This window comes from Syntrophobacterales bacterium, assembly GCA_019429105.1.
GTDB lineage: Bacteria > Desulfobacterota > Syntrophia > Syntrophales > UBA5619 > DYTH01.
Map to the genome: position 1 here is coordinate 22,637 of JAHYJE010000022.1, position 13,998 is coordinate 36,634.

Consider the following 13,998-nt stretch of genomic DNA (forward strand, 5'->3'; position numbering starts at 1 on the left):
TGGGCATTCAATGGAACAAAAGCGAGCAGTAACGCCGATTCAGGTGCAGAAAAATCTCTTCGTCCACGGCGATGGGCAGGGTCGGGTCGATGCGCAGCACAAGCCGCGTATCGGCAATCCGCGCCTCCGCCTCCCAGACATCCCCGACAAAAACAAGGGATTCGATTTTTCCCCGGAAGGTATTTTCCCCTTCCCCGGGATCATCGCGAAAGGTTTTAATGAACTCGGGGCGGATGCCGACCGTCACTTTTTCCCCCACGGGGTAGTCCTTTTTCTTTTCGCAGACAATCGGGCCAATTGATGAATTTACAACCGTGAAGTCCCGCCCGGCCTCCGCGATGCTGCCTTCGATGAAATTGACGCGCCCGATGAAATCGGCGACAAAACGGCGGTCGGAGTCAAAATAGATCTCCCAGGGGGTGCCGATCTCGACAATCTGCCCGCTTTTCATAACCGCCACATTGTCGGACAGGGAAAGGGCCTCCAGCCGGTCGTGGGTCACGTAAACAGCGGTAATCGCAAGCTCCGTCAGAAACCTCCGCAACTCCTTGCGCGTTTCCTCCCGCAGTTTGGCGTCCAGGTTGCTAAGCGGCTCATCGAAAAGAATTACCTTGGGCTCGGCTGCCAGCGCCCGCGCAAGGGCTACCCGCTGCTGCTGCCCACCGCTGAGTTTCGTTGCCGGACGATTCCCGAATCCGTCCAACTGGACAAAATGGAGCGTCTTTTCCACCCGTTCGGCTATTTCCTCCTTTGGAACTTTCTGCGTCTGCAACGGATAGGCGACGTTATCGAATACATTCATGTGCGGCCAGATGGCGTAGCTTTGAAAGACCATCCCCAAGCCCCGTTTCTCCGGGGCCAGCGAAATGCCCTTCTGCGATGAAAAAACCACCTCGTCGCCGATGACAATTTCCCCGGCGTCGGGCATCTCCAAACCAACGATGCACCGCAAAAGCGTGGTCTTGCCGCAACCGCTGGGTCCCAAAAGCGTGAAGATTCGGTTGGCGGGGATGGTCAGATCAATGTGGTCGAGTGCCGCAAAGCTCTTTTTCTCCACGGTGTAGTTTTTACAGAGATTTCTGATCGTTATTTCCATGATTGCATTTCCAGAAATGTTCCGGAAGCGTTGCACAAACTCCCGGAACATCGAAAGATAAAAACAGGTCGAGACAACCGCTTACGGCCTCGCAAAAATCTTTTTGAATTCCTTGCCCCAGCTCTTGATCTCCGCATCGGAAAGCTCCCGGATCGGGATGACCTTCGCCTTGTCGATCCCGGCGATCGGCGGGTAAACGCCCGGGGTAAGAACATATTCGCCGACCTTGGCGGCCATGATGGTCATAGCGTCCCGGGAGAGCCAGTAGTCCACAAACAGGCGGGCCGCATTCGGGTGCGGGGCCTTGGCGGCAATCGCAATCCCGCGCGGCGTTCCCATCATCGGCTGCGAAACATGCGCCCAATCCAGCGGCGCCGGGGCCTTGGTAACAATATATTTCGGCATGGAGATGCCGATCAGCTTCTCGCCGCTTTCAATCGGGGCGGGGGTTGGGCCGAACGACGCGACGAACATGGGGTCGTTCGCGGCCAGTCCCTTGAGAAATTTCATCCACTCGGCATCGGATTTAATGACATTTTCCTTCAGACCCACCAGCCAGGAAATGGTCGTCGGATGGGTGGCGGGATCGGCCATGACGATCTTCCCCTTCCATTTGGGATCGGTCAAATCCTGATATGTTTTGGGAACATCTGCCGGTTTTACCAGTTCCTTGTTGTAGATGAGGGCGGCGTATTCGATCCCGAAGAGCTGGATCTTGCCGTCGGTATTCGCCCACTTCGGATACCCGGCCGCGGCCGGGGAGACGTAGGAGGCAATCACCCCCTTCTCCTTCAGGAATTCAAGAACCGGAACCGGGGCCTGCAGAACATCGGCAGTGAGTTTTCCGGCGGCATGTTCCGTCATGATCGTCGCGACAAACTTGGTTGTGGAAAGCCGCGTGTACTCAGCCTTGACGCCATATTTTTTCCCGAAATCAGCGATGATCGGCTCAATGGCGGTCATGTTCGCGTAAAAGGCGACCTTGCCCTCCGCCTTAGCCTTTTCGACCAGCGCCCCCGACGGCTCCGCCGCAAACGCAGCCACAGCCGTGAGGACGGATAGAATTACCCCCAATGCCATCTTTTTCCTCATTTTTTCTCCTTTCCGGTTGTTCACCAACTATTCCTTCGTTTTCAATCCTGTTTCCTGACTGCATCGGCACCCGCTGCATGTCCGGCGAACCATTTTGTCAATTGAATCATTGACGGATGCTGATTATTATATCCCCCGTTCCGAAAGCAAGAAAAAAATAAACACGCTTCCCCCGTAAATTGGCAACTGCCTTTCTCCATCCCCTGTTGCAGGCCTTCATATTGCTTGACAAATTATCGTGACTATGGTTTAGAGCCCAATCAATAAACATCGGATTGGGAGAATTTAAAATGAAGAAGACATTGACCACATTCAGCAATACCAAAAGAAAACGCACCCATGGGTTTCTGGTGCGCATGGCCACCAAGGGCGGTCGGAATGTCCTCAGCCGAAGGCGGGCAAAGGGCCGCAAACGGCTGGCGGTTTAAGGGATTTACAGTTTCAGGCGGGGATAACCAGCCCCTTTCACAGGGGGCAACTTGAATGGAATCTCAATCGTTTCAACAAGAAGAGCGGATCAGAAAAAGGCAGGACTACCTGCGAATCTATGATCAGGGTAAAAGGGTTTACACCAGAAACTTCACCATCATCACCTGCCCTAATCAGACCAATGCAAGAAGGCTGGGAACCACGGTAAGCAAGAAAGTTGGAAACGCCGTCAAAAGAAACCGAATCAAACGTCTTTTACGGGAGTTTTTCCGACTGAACAAGGAAAGGCTTCCGGCAGCGCACGATATCGTGGTAATCGCCAAAAGGGGCATTTCACAATTGACATATAAGGATGTTTACGCCGAGCTTGAAAGTCGGCTGCTAACGAGAACAGATGTCTAAAAAAAACATTTTTTCAGTGACATTCGGAAAACTGCTGGTGATACTGGTGCGTATCTACCAGATAGCCATTTCGCCGCTTATCGGTTCCAACTGCCGATTTTACCCTACCTGTTCCGAATACACGATCACTGCTTTGCAGCATTACGGCCCTTTCAAGGGGATGTTTATGGGCATCAGGCGCATCCTCCGCTGCAACCCCTGGAACCCCGGTGGGTATGACCCGGTAAAATGAAAATAACGCTACAAATTTGGAGGTTTTAATGGACAAGAAAACAATTCTTGCCGTCGTTTTATCGGTTATTGTCTTGATGGGATATCAATATTTTTTCGCCAAGCCCCCGGTCAAACCGCCTGTGCAGCAGCAGTCCGCCGCCGTATCCGGCGCCGATAAAAAGGCCCCCGCTGCGGTCCCGCAGAACGTGCTGCCGTCAGTCGCAACCAACAACGCCGCCACCACCGCGCCGGGTACTATAATATCTGCAACAGCAATCATCGGCTCCGAACGGGACGTTGTCGTGGAAACCCCCCTTTACCGGGCGATCTTCACCACCCGGGGCGCGGCGTTGAAATCCTTTCAGTTGAAGCAGTACAAAACATCCATTCCCGGCACCAAAGACATTGCCGAAACCTTCTATGGGCTGATCGGCAAAACAAAACCGGTTCACGAAGCGCCCCAGCCAATCGAGCTGGTTCATGTAACTGAAGGAATGCCCCTGCCCTTTACCGTAACCTTTCCGGACTCAACGATCAATATTCCGGATAACGCCTTCTTTGAGGCGCAGGGCAGTCTGCTCGATCTGACTAAAGGGGAAGCAAACCGCAGTCTCGTCTTCACCCAATCCTATCCCGGCGATCTGCGCATCGACAAGATATTCACCTTCAATCGCGAAAGTTACTCCTTTGATCTGGAAGTTAAGGTGCACAACCTCCGGGATGCTCCAATCAATCAAAACGCGGCCCTGACCTGGCACCAGTTTGTGGATCCGGAGGCGCCGACCGACAGTTACGGCCACGATGGACCGGTTTCCTATGTGGCCGATAAAATAGATCGTCCCGCGGTCAAGAAGATGGATGCGGACAAAACAATGGGACCCTATGTCTCCTGGGGGGGCTTCGAAAGCAAATACTTCATTGCCGCGATGATCCCGCAAAACCCTTCCTTGACAAGCATGAGGCTGGTTAAAACTCAAGGCGATCTGGTTTCTGTAAGTATGCTGGGGCCAAAGAACGTGGTTCCACCAGGGCAGCCCTCCGTCTTCAAGTACAAATTGTTTCTTGGGCCCAAGGATTTCAATGTTTTGAAGGCACAGGGCATCAAGCTGGAGAACGCCATCGATTTTGGAGACTGGCTGAAATGGCTTGCCATTCCAATGCTGCTTACCCTCAAGTTCATCTACGGCTATATTCACAATTACGGAATCGCGATTATCCTGCTGACGATCCTGATCAAGCTGATCTTCTGGCCGCTGGGCAACAAGAGCTACCGCTCGATGAAGGAGATGCAGAAGCTACAGCCCAAAATGGCGGAATTGCGTGAAAAATACAAGAATGACAAGGCCCGGCTCAGCCAGGAATCAATGGCTCTCTACAAAACCCACAAAGTGAACCCGATGGGCGGCTGCCTGCCGATGGTCGTGCAGATACCCGTTTTCTTCGGCCTCTACAAGGGGTTGCTGTACGCGATCGAGTTGCGTCATGCCCCGTTTTTCTGGTGGATTCAGGATCTCTCCGCAAAGGATCCCTACTACTTAACGCCTCTGATTATGGGCGCAACGATGTTCATGCAGCAGAAGATGACCCCGACGGGCGCCGACCCCATGCAGGCAAAAATAATGATGTTTATGCCGATTATTTTCACCTTCATGTTTCTAAATTTCCCATCGGGACTGGTTATCTACTGGCTTCTCAATAACGTAATCAGCATCGGCCAGCAGATGTACACCAACAAAAAACTGGCGTGAGAAAGATGGTTCAAAAGCGTGGCTAATGTTCAAAATGGAGATAGAGTCACAAGATGGAAGCGATTGATATTGAAGCCAAAACCATAGACGAAGCAATAGAAAAGGCTTGCAGGGAATTTCAGACAACACGGGAAAAACTGAAGATAGAGATCATTGCCGAGGGAAATCCAGGCTTTTTAGGATTTGGCTCCAAAAAGGCCCTGATCAGGGCCGGCGTTCTGCATATCGACCGGGAGCTCGATGATCTGATAAATGACGCCCCTCCGCTTGCGCCTGTTTTTTTGCCCGCAGCATACGCAAATCCAGCATTGGCGCCCTTCCCTTCCCCGACAATGCGGGAAAAGAGAATGGAAAATAAAACCGAAGTCAGGGCTGCAAAAAAGAAACGTAATCCGGAAAGGAATTCCCCGTCAGATAGTTCTGAGGAAGGTTGTAACCAAAAACGGTCGGCCACACAAGAAATTGCTTTCGCAGACCTTGCGGATGCCCCCACCCCCGCCCAACCGGAAGCGAAAAAGGCGCTGGAACTTGTCGAAGGAATATTGTCAAGAATGAATATCCCTGCCCGGGTAAAGTTGCAGGAAGCAGCGGATATGGTGATCCTCAAGATTCAGGGAGATGGGGATGGCCTGCTGATCGGCAAGGGGGGGCAGAATCTCGACGCCATTCAGTATATAGTGAACAAGGCTGTTCACCACTCCATAAACGACGGCAAACGGATTGTCATAGACACCGAGGAGTACCGAAAAAGGAGGGAAGAATCCCTGCTGACAACGGCCCTGCAAACCGCAAAAAAGGTCAAAAAAACACGCAAGCCGGTAACGCTTGGCCCCATGAACCCCCACGACCGCCGCATCATCCATATCGCCTTGAAAAATGACAAGGCGCTTACGACCATCAGTCGCGGCGAGGGAGAGTATCGCAAGATCGTCATCGTCCCGGCCAGGCAGGAACAAGCCGCTGTAAACGACGTTGCGGCCAACCTGCGCGATGAGGAATAAATATTCAAGGGCACAGAGGCTTGGGTTGCGAAACAATCCAGAAAATTGCGCGCAGGCAAATTTCCCTGTTTATCAATATGCACAACGGCAAATAAAATCATGATGTTCAGCGACACCATTGCCGCCATTGCGACCCCCCCCGGTATTGGCGGCATCAGCGTAATCCGGATAAGCGGACCGGACGCGGAGAACATTGCCCTCCGGATTTTCAGACCCTTGCCACCGCATAATTTTCACTCTCATCATCTTTACCACGGCCAAATAGTGTCCCCGGAGACAAAGGAGGTGCTCGACGAGGTTTTGCTAACCCTCTTTCGGGGACCGCATTCATTTACCGGCGAAGACACCCTGGAAATAAACTGTCACGGCGGCCCCTTTATCACCCAATCCCTGTTAGAGACGGTTTTACGGGCAGGAGCCCGGCCGGCAGCCCCCGGTGAGTTCACAAAACGGGCCTTTCTGAACAACCGTCTGGATCTTGCGCAAGCCGAGGCTGTTGATGACCTGATAAAAGCGCAGACAGGCAGGAGCTTCAAGGCCGCCTTTAACCGTCTGCAAGGGGGCCTTTCCAGTCAAATACAGGAAATAAGAGAAGAACTACTGGACATGGTCGCCGCCATCGAGGCCGCGCTCGATTTCACCGCCGAGGAGGGAATGGAGGGAGCAGCGGACGATCATGTTTTGAAAATAAATCGCGTCATCGATAAGATAGAGTCTCTCGTCGCTACCTACAAATGGGGTAAAATAGAGCGGTTGGGGTTCGGCGTCGTGATTGCAGGAGCTCCCAATGTCGGTAAATCGAGTCTGCTGAACAGACTCCTGGGAGGAAAAAGGTCCATCGTTTCCTCCACCCCGGGAACGACACGGGATTTTATCGAAGAAACCGCGGATATGGAGGGAATTCCCGTGCGGTTGACCGACACCGCCGGGCTGCGCGTCCCTCAGGATGACATTGAAAAGGAGGGCATCGCCTTTCTCTGGGAGAAAGCTGAGAGCGCCGATGCCATTATCTTTCTGCTTGACGCAAGCAGGGAGATAACGACCGACGACCGGGAGCTGTTAAAAAAGATATCCGGGAAAAAGGTTCTGCTGGTTTTCAACAAATCCGATCTGCCCCCCCGGGCGGATGAAAAATCACTGACAGGCCTTTTACCGGAAGGGTTGTCGCCGGCTCTGAGAATTTCGGCAAAGTATGGCGAAGGAATCGATATTCTCTCCGCCGCCATCCGCAAACTCGCGGTCAACACGGAGGCAGGGGAAGTTCCTTCTGCGACTATTGCCCACTCACACCAAAAAACCTCTCTGGAGAATGCGAAAGTATGCCTTGGCAGAGCCGCCTCTGGCCTTGTCAACGGCATGCCCGCCGAAATCGTCGCCCTGGAAATCCGGGAAGCACTGGACTTCATCGGAGAAATAGTCGGAAAAACCTCAAACGAAGATATCCTGAACAGAATATTTTCCAAATTCTGCATTGGAAAATAGCATTACGGGCAGCAACTACCTTGCAGTCGTTATGCGGAACTGAACGCCGTTTTCGTCGTCATCCACGGGGCGCCGTGTTCGTTAAACACCCGCTCGGCAAATGTCATCCTCCCGTTATTATCGACCAGCAAAACCGTCGATGAGCGCGTCCCATAGAAGGGGCTCTGAATGAAAAGGGAAGAGAGAACCCTCTCCCATTCCAGCCCGACCCCCGTTTCGGGAAGCTGGTCATCGGGCGGTCGGGTGCGGTCGGACAAAAGCTCGAAGAGCCGCTCTGACGTCGGCTTCCCCTTGCCGGCGAGCAGCTTTGCGAGTTTCCTTTTCCCCAGCAGAACCTTCGGCCAGGGAACATCGATCAGAGTATTGCTAATGCCGTAGATTCCCGGTTCCAAACACTTCTGCGCTCCTCGGTTCGAAAAATAATAAAGACTGGAACAATCCCCGAGCAGCAGATTGAAAGCGTTGTATTTACAGGCATCCAGTGCCAGCCCCTCCAGATAGTTCCTTGCATTTTCATCGCCGCGAAGATACCCGCTTACCAGCCCGCCGCGCGAAGGGGCGCTTGCCTTGAACGAGGCGGGATCGCGGTAGTTAGTCAAGGCGGCAATCCTGCCGGTTCGCGTAATCCCGAGCCAGGTTCCCCCTTCTTTTAGATCGCGCCCGGCAAGAATCTCCGGCTCGGCGTCCCAGAAATCGGCCGGAGCGGAGGGTCTCTCGTAGAACTCATCGCGGTTGGCGGCAAGCACCAGCGGATAATCGGCGTGAACCCTCCAGGCAAAAAGCAAAAGACACATGGCTAAATCATTATCATTGGTTGTTTGCGAAGGAAGACAGCCCGCTTGCGGCAATGATCCTCTCCAGCGCTTCTCCTGCCGCGCAATGGATCACCAGATCGGCCAGTTCGTCCAGCGGGGTGGGAGTAAAATTAATGATGACCATTTTTGCCCCTCCCGCTTTTGCATGCTGGGGCAGGGAAGCGGCGGGATAAACGACAAGGGAAGAACCGACAACGATGAAAAGATCACAGCAGCCGGCGTGAAATGCCGCCTGCCGCAACGCTTCTTCGGGCAGCGCCTCTCCGAAAAAAATGACGTCCGGCTTCAAAATGCCGCCACATTGTTTACAGACGGGCGCTTCTTTTCTATCAGGATTCATAGAGAGAATTTCTTCAATGGGGTAGCGGGTACGACAGCCAACACAACGCGCTGTACGGGCATTTCCGTGGAGTTCAAAAACCCGGGCAGGGTCGTTGCCCGCCTTCTGGTGGAGACCATCAATATTCTGGGTTATGATACAGGCCAGTTTGCCGCTCTTCTCCAGTTCGGCAATGGCCCGATGCGCCCTATTGGGCGAAGCATCCGTCAGCAAACCGCCCGCCAGCAGCAGCTCCCATTGCTTTTGTCTGGTTTGCGGGCTTTTCATAAACTTGTCGATCGTAAAATCATCCGGATCAAACTTCGTCCAGATGCCGCCTGGGCTGCGGAAATCAGGAATCCCCGATTCCGTGCTGACTCCCGCTCCGGTAAAGCAGACAACGCGTTTCGCGTTCACGATCATCTGCGCGACGCTGTCCAGCATTTTTCCCTGCACCTGATCGAGCATAGCCTCTTCCCCTTATAGCAGCGGCGACCTTTCGCCCTTGCCGCTGAATATATCCGAGACCGCATAAAAAATACAATAAAAACATGCATGCGTAAATCCAGAGGCGTTATCGCAGGACAAATAGCCTCCTGAAACAGATATTCTTCCCCGCAACGGATAATTTCTTGACACTTATAAGGGCTTTTGGTTATATGCATGTGAGAAAAGAACGGGAAGGAACTGCCTTACCCGGGGAAATGCCATCTTTCACATGAAGGGAACCCAAACGGGATTCGCCATGCTCGAATATACCCTGAAGATTATAAAAATGATCCGTTTATTGGATATACTTGATATCGCGATCATCTCGTTCATGATCTCGGCAATCCTCATCTGGTTCAAGGATCGGGCGTCGCGTTTTGTTTTTTTGGGAATCACGCTATTAGGCGCTATTTATATCATCGCCCGTTTCTTCGAACTCTATCTGACCACCGTCTTTCTCCAGTCCTTCTTTGCCATCCTGCTTTTCGTTCTTGTCGTTATTTTTCAGGAGGATCTGCGCCGATTTTTTGAGCGGCTCGCCATGCTCGGGCGCTTCCGCAAGATGTTCTCGCCGGCAGCCTCCTTCAACGAAAGCGCCGATATCCTGGCGGAAACAGCGGCCGATTTTGCACGCAAGAAAATAGGCGCCTTGATCGTCATTCAGGGGAAGGATCCGCTGGATCGTCACCTTACCGGTGGCAACGAATTAGCGGGAGTAATCAGCAAAGCTCTGCTCGACAGCGTCTTCGATCCCCATTCCTCGGGTCATGACGGCGCCGTCCTTGTCGAAGGCAATCGGGTCATGCGTTTCGGATGCCACCTTCCCCTTTCCGCCAATGCCTCCACTCAAGGCAACCTTGGTCTCAGGCATACCGCAGCACTGGGACTCTCGGAAAGATCGGATGCCATCTGCATCGTGGTCTCCGAAGAAAGCGGCGATATTTCCCTCGCCAGCGGAGAAAAAATTAGAAAAATTGCCAATGCGTCTGCCCTGCGAGTCGAGTTGGAAGCTTTTTTCGAGAAGAACGGCGCCCTTTCCCGTCAGAAACCCTTCCTCCGCTGGCTCAAGGAGAATACCCGCGAGAAGGTTCTCGCCATCGTTCTGGCCTGCATCTTGTGGGTTGTTTTCGGCTATCAGCGGGAGATAATCCGGCGGGAATTCGCAGTGCCGATCGAGTACTTAAACGCGCCCATGGAGCTGGTTATAGAAGAACCAAAAATTGCGGAAGCCAATGTAATGCTGATGGGACAAGCCCAGGCACTGCAGCTCCTTAATCCTGCCGACCTGAAAATATCGCTTGATCTTGAAAAAATCCGTCCGGGCAAGCAGGAAATATTACTGACGGGGAAAATGGTAAAAAATGCGCCGAATCTGAGCGTGACCAGCATAAGACCGGAGAAGGTCATCGTGTCAACCTCGCGTCTCCTCCCGGTGAGTGTGCCAATCGAGGCCATTACCGATAACAAACCTCCTGCCGGCATTGAGGTAGAGTCGATTACGGTGACGCCCAGGGAGACGCGGGTGCTAATTCCCAAAACTCTCAGCGGCAAACGGGTCCGAATCATCACCGAGCCGGTTGATTTGTCGCAACTGGATGTCCAGCGGGCTTTCACCCCCTCGCTTCGCTACCCCAAGGAGATCCGTTTCGTAAGCGGCAAACCTCCCGTGGTCCGGGTGGTTATCAAAACCAGGCACGTTGCACCGGAAACCAGTCGGTGAAACGGCCATTGGGGCTTTGCCGTTTGGCGGCGATTGCCGGCATAAATGTTACGAATCAAGTTTCGGTCAGCCTTCAAAATTACTTGGAGCTGTAAATAAAAACCTTGTAAAACCATAAAAGAAAGGGGAAAATTGTATGAAAAAAGCTGTTCGCGTCTTGTTGGTATGTGCCTTTATCTTGGGGGTGACTGTTACTCCCGCCCTCGCCAAAACGGTTTGGAACGCCAATTCGGTATGGCCTCCCAAAAATCTCCACAGCGTCGGCCTCACGGATTTCGCTGAAAAAGTGAAAACGGCGACAAACGGCGACTTGGAAATGGTGGTCAGCACCGGCGGCGCCCTGGGCTACAAGGGCCCGGATCTGCTGAAGGCCGTGCGCGACGGACTTGTTCCCGTCTCCGACATGCTCATCAGCGGCGTCGCGGGGGACGAGAAGTCCTTCCAGATCGTCACCCTCCCGTTCCTCGTGCGGAATTTCGACGAACTGCGGCTTCTGCTCGACATCTCCCGTCCTTACTTTGACAAAAGCGCCCAGAAATGGGGGCAGAAAATCCTCTACGTCGCCCCTTGGCCAGGCGCCGGTCTCTGGACCAAGAAAAAGATTACCACCCTTCAGGAACTCAAAGGGTTGAAGACCAGAACCTACGACAAGAACGGCGCCCTGGTGATGGAGGCAGTCGGCGCAACCCCCTTCGCGCTTCCGTTCAGCGAGGTATATACTTCTTTGCAAACCGGCCTCATCGATTCCGTCATGACCTCGACGCCGACCGCCGTTGACGGCAAGTTCTGGGAGGTGCTCAAGTACTTTGAACCCCTGAATATCACCATCGCGACCAACATGGTTACCGTCAATCTTAAGGCGTTCAACAAGCTTCCCAAGGCCCAGCAGGACTTGCTCGTAAAGATCGGACGCGAGATGGAAGGCACAATGTGGGCAAACGTCAAGACCTGGGACAAAGAACAGGAAGCCATCAGCAACAAAAATGGCATTGAAACGGTGAAGCCCTCCACCAAAATGGTGGGCGAGCTGGAAAAAATTACCGAAGGCATCCGCGCCGATTGGCTCAAAGGCGCACCGGCGGATGGCAAAAAGATTTACGACGAGTTCATGAAGAAGGTAAAGCGCTGATAACATTAATTAATTGTTTTTCTTCAAATGCAAGATCGGCAAGCCTGGAAAATTTTACAGGCTTGTCGGTCTTGCCTTCCATAGTGAAAACCCCGGGATGAGCTGTCGCCGGCTTGTCAGGACGGCGAAACACGAAGTAACGAAAGATTATCCATGAAAAAAATTATCACCGCCATTGATCGGATTTCCGGCTTAAGCGGCGGAATTTCCGGCTTTTTGGTCGCCCTTGCTCTAATCATTGTGGTTGCGGAAATCGTCACGAGGTCCGTTCTCGGCAAAACCATCTATATTTCCGACGAGTATTCGGGATATCTGATGTCGATGCTTACCTTCATGGGCCTTGCCTATACCTTGCGCGAACGTGGGCATATCCGGGTCTTGGTAATGACGCACCTTTTGCGGGGCAAACGGCGGGTAATTTACAACATGGCCTGTTCGCTCGCCGGCTTTCTCTTCTGCACGGCGCTTACGCGCTATACATTTGTTTTCTTTTGGGATTCCGTCGTCAATAAAACACAGTCCATGCAGATTACCGAAAGCTATCTGGCAATCCCGCAGATTTTCCTTCCCCTCGGTTCCTTTTTGTTCATGCTGCAGTTTTTATCGGAATTTCTCAAGGGAATCGCAATTTTAAGAAATGACACGGAGGGTCTCGTCATCCTGGAGGAAACCGATGAACTGGGGCGATAAACCAAACAGCGAAAAAAACTCTTTGTTTTCGGTCAAAAGGAGATACCCCGGTGAACGTTGATATAGGAACAGTTTCCGCAGTCATTGTAGCCCTGCTGATCGTTTTCCTGGGCGGATCGCTCTGGATAGGGATAGCCCTGTTTCTGGTCGGCATGGGGAGCTTTTTTATCTTCACCGACGTTTCCTTCGGCTCCATTCTGGCCAATATCGCCTGGAACAACACCAGCGGCTCGGCAATGATGGCACTGCCGTTTTTTATCTGGATGGGGGAGATCCTCTTCCGCAGCAGTATTTCGGAAAACCTTTTTCGGGGGCTGTCTCCGTGGATGGACTCCATTCCGGGACGACTCATCCACGTGAATATTTTTGCCTCCACGTTCTTTGCCGCCGTCAGCGGCTCGTCCGCCGCCACTACCGCAACCGTCGGCAAGATAACCATCCCCGAGCTGGAAAAACGGGGGTACAACCACAGCCTGTCGATGGGCTCGCTGGCCGGAGCGGGAACACTGGGGTTCATGATCCCGCCCAGCATGATGATGCTTGTTTACGGGATAATCGGGGATGTCAGCATCGGCAAGCTATTCATTGCCGGTTTTATCCCCGGCTTCCTGATCGCCTCCCTGTTCAGCGGTTATATCATCCTGCGCTGCCTGATCTCGCCCGAGCTGGCGCCGCGCAGCGCTGAGAAAAACACCTGGAAGGAGCGTTTTCTCGCCATTCCGGCCATTCTGCCGGTTGTCATTCTTGTTCTCTTCGTCCTTGGCAGCATCTACATGGGCTGGGCGACGCCGACGGAAGCCGGGGCAATCGGCGTCATCGGCGCCCTGTTTTTTGCCCTGATCACCAGCAGCCTGGACTGGGGGGTTTTCAAAACGAGTCTCATCGGCACGGTAAAAACAAGCTCCATGATCATGCTGATCGTCATGGGGGCGGCGTACCTTTCCAACGTTATCGGCTACATGGGAATTACCCGGGCGCTGACAACGCTGGTTACCGAAATGGGGCTTTCCCCCTACATGCTGATCGTCATTCTGACAGCCCTTTATCTCGTTCTCGGCTGCCTCATCGACGGCTTTTCGATGATCGTCATGACGACGCCAATCGTCGTTCCGTTGATACAGGCCGCAAAATTCGACACGGTCTGGTTCGGCATCTATCTTGTCCTGATGATCGAGCTCGCCCAGATAACGCCGCCGGTCGGCTTCAACCTGTTCGTCATCAGCGGGCTGAACAATGACGACCTGGGAACGATCGCCAAGGCGGCTCTTCCCTTTTTTCTGATCATGCTGCTGGCCGCCGTTCTGCTTACGGTCTTTCCGGAAATCGCCCTTTATCTACCGAACCGGATGATCGGCAAGTAGCGCCTTTGGGTT

General features: G+C 53.1%; 14 protein-coding genes. 10 read left to right on the forward strand and 4 right to left on the reverse strand.

Features of this window, described 5'->3' with window-relative positions:
* Positions 1–7: 7 nt before the first annotated feature.
* Both K0B01_08945 and K0B01_08950 read right to left on the reverse strand, forming a co-directional pair.
* Positions 8–1,096: an ABC transporter ATP-binding protein gene (locus K0B01_08945; protein MBW6486259.1), complete on the reverse strand. Its 1,089-nt coding sequence runs from the start codon at positions 1,094–1,096 to the stop codon at positions 8–10.
* Between the two features lie 81 nt (positions 1,097–1,177).
* On the reverse strand, positions 1,178–2,188 hold the full coding sequence (locus K0B01_08950) for an extracellular solute-binding protein (protein ID MBW6486260.1): 1,011 nt from the start codon (positions 2,186–2,188) through the stop codon (positions 1,178–1,180).
* Positions 2,189–2,478: 290 nt separating this feature from the next.
* Between K0B01_08950 and rpmH the strand changes: the two genes are divergently transcribed.
* From rpmH to mnmE, 6 genes are all read left to right on the forward strand, one after another.
* Positions 2,479–2,616 carry a 50S ribosomal protein L34 gene (gene rpmH, locus K0B01_08955; GenBank protein MBW6486261.1) on the forward strand — a complete coding sequence of 46 codons (138 nt, stop codon included), beginning with the start codon at positions 2,479–2,481 and terminating at the stop codon, positions 2,614–2,616.
* Between the two features lie 55 nt (positions 2,617–2,671).
* Positions 2,672–3,019, forward strand: a complete 348-nt coding sequence (gene rnpA / locus K0B01_08960) for a ribonuclease P protein component (GenBank protein ID MBW6486262.1) — start codon at positions 2,672–2,674, stop codon at positions 3,017–3,019.
* A complete protein-coding gene (yidD, locus tag K0B01_08965; protein MBW6486263.1) occupies positions 3,012–3,251 on the forward strand; it encodes a membrane protein insertion efficiency factor YidD in 240 nt (79 codons plus the stop codon). The genes rnpA and yidD overlap by 8 nt, the downstream gene beginning before the upstream one ends.
* Before the next feature lie 28 nt (positions 3,252–3,279).
* A complete protein-coding gene (gene yidC, locus K0B01_08970; protein ID MBW6486264.1) occupies positions 3,280–4,980 on the forward strand; it encodes a membrane protein insertase YidC in 1,701 nt (566 codons plus the stop codon).
* 53 nt (positions 4,981–5,033) lie between these two features.
* Positions 5,034–5,981, forward strand: a complete 948-nt coding sequence (locus tag K0B01_08975; GenBank protein MBW6486265.1) for a Jag N-terminal domain-containing protein — start codon at positions 5,034–5,036, stop codon at positions 5,979–5,981.
* A 99-nt stretch (positions 5,982–6,080) separates the two neighbouring features.
* Positions 6,081–7,463, forward strand: coding sequence for a tRNA uridine-5-carboxymethylaminomethyl(34) synthesis GTPase MnmE (gene mnmE / locus K0B01_08980; protein ID MBW6486266.1), 1,383 nt, complete (start codon positions 6,081–6,083; stop codon positions 7,461–7,463).
* Positions 7,464–7,492: 29 nt separating this feature from the next.
* On the opposite strand, the gene K0B01_08985 is transcribed toward mnmE, so the two are convergent.
* Together K0B01_08985 and K0B01_08990 are read right to left on the reverse strand one after the other, a co-directional pair.
* Positions 7,493–8,257, reverse strand: coding sequence for an NRDE family protein (locus tag K0B01_08985; GenBank protein ID MBW6486267.1), 765 nt, complete (start codon positions 8,255–8,257; stop codon positions 7,493–7,495).
* A 13-nt stretch (positions 8,258–8,270) separates the two neighbouring features.
* Positions 8,271–9,065 carry an NAD-dependent deacylase gene (locus K0B01_08990; protein ID MBW6486268.1) on the reverse strand — a complete coding sequence of 265 codons (795 nt, stop codon included), beginning with the start codon at positions 9,063–9,065 and terminating at the stop codon, positions 8,271–8,273.
* A 250-nt stretch (positions 9,066–9,315) separates the two neighbouring features.
* Between K0B01_08990 and K0B01_08995 the strand changes: the two genes are divergently transcribed.
* From K0B01_08995 to K0B01_09010, 4 genes are all read left to right on the forward strand, one after another.
* The gene (locus K0B01_08995; protein ID MBW6486269.1) at positions 9,316–10,806 is read left to right on the forward strand and encodes a diadenylate cyclase; all 1,491 of its coding nucleotides are present in this window, start codon (positions 9,316–9,318) and stop codon (positions 10,804–10,806) included.
* A 136-nt stretch (positions 10,807–10,942) separates the two neighbouring features.
* Positions 10,943–11,935, forward strand: coding sequence for a TRAP transporter substrate-binding protein (locus K0B01_09000; protein ID MBW6486270.1), 993 nt, complete (start codon positions 10,943–10,945; stop codon positions 11,933–11,935).
* 153 nt (positions 11,936–12,088) lie between these two features.
* A complete protein-coding gene (locus K0B01_09005; GenBank protein ID MBW6486271.1) occupies positions 12,089–12,625 on the forward strand; it encodes a TRAP transporter small permease in 537 nt (178 codons plus the stop codon).
* A 50-nt stretch (positions 12,626–12,675) separates the two neighbouring features.
* Entirely contained in the window at positions 12,676–13,986 is a 1,311-nt protein-coding gene (locus K0B01_09010; protein MBW6486272.1) for a TRAP transporter large permease subunit, read from the forward strand.
* The last annotated feature ends 12 nt before the right edge of the window (positions 13,987–13,998 follow it).

Coding starts and splice junctions, on each gene's coding strand:
- K0B01_08985 (MBW6486267.1), bottom strand. CDS start 8,257: ATGTGTCTTTTGCTTTTTGCCTGGAGGGTTCACGCCGATTATCCGCTG.
- K0B01_09000 (MBW6486270.1), top strand. CDS start 10,943: ATGAAAAAAGCTGTTCGCGTCTTGTTGGTATGTGCCTTTATCTTGGGG.
- rpmH (MBW6486261.1), top strand. CDS start 2,479: ATGAAGAAGACATTGACCACATTCAGCAATACCAAAAGAAAACGCACC.
- rnpA (MBW6486262.1), top strand. CDS start 2,672: ATGGAATCTCAATCGTTTCAACAAGAAGAGCGGATCAGAAAAAGGCAG.
- yidC (MBW6486264.1), top strand. CDS start 3,280: ATGGACAAGAAAACAATTCTTGCCGTCGTTTTATCGGTTATTGTCTTG.
- K0B01_08995 (MBW6486269.1), top strand. CDS start 9,316: ATGAAGGGAACCCAAACGGGATTCGCCATGCTCGAATATACCCTGAAG.
- yidD (MBW6486263.1), top strand. CDS start 3,012: ATGTCTAAAAAAAACATTTTTTCAGTGACATTCGGAAAACTGCTGGTG.
- K0B01_09005 (MBW6486271.1), top strand. CDS start 12,089: ATGAAAAAAATTATCACCGCCATTGATCGGATTTCCGGCTTAAGCGGC.
- mnmE (MBW6486266.1), top strand. CDS start 6,081: ATGATGTTCAGCGACACCATTGCCGCCATTGCGACCCCCCCCGGTATT.
- K0B01_08950 (MBW6486260.1), bottom strand. CDS start 2,188: ATGAGGAAAAAGATGGCATTGGGGGTAATTCTATCCGTCCTCACGGCT.
- K0B01_08945 (MBW6486259.1), bottom strand. CDS start 1,096: ATGGAAATAACGATCAGAAATCTCTGTAAAAACTACACCGTGGAGAAA.
- K0B01_08975 (MBW6486265.1), top strand. CDS start 5,034: ATGGAAGCGATTGATATTGAAGCCAAAACCATAGACGAAGCAATAGAA.
- K0B01_08990 (MBW6486268.1), bottom strand. CDS start 9,065: ATGCTCGATCAGGTGCAGGGAAAAATGCTGGACAGCGTCGCGCAGATG.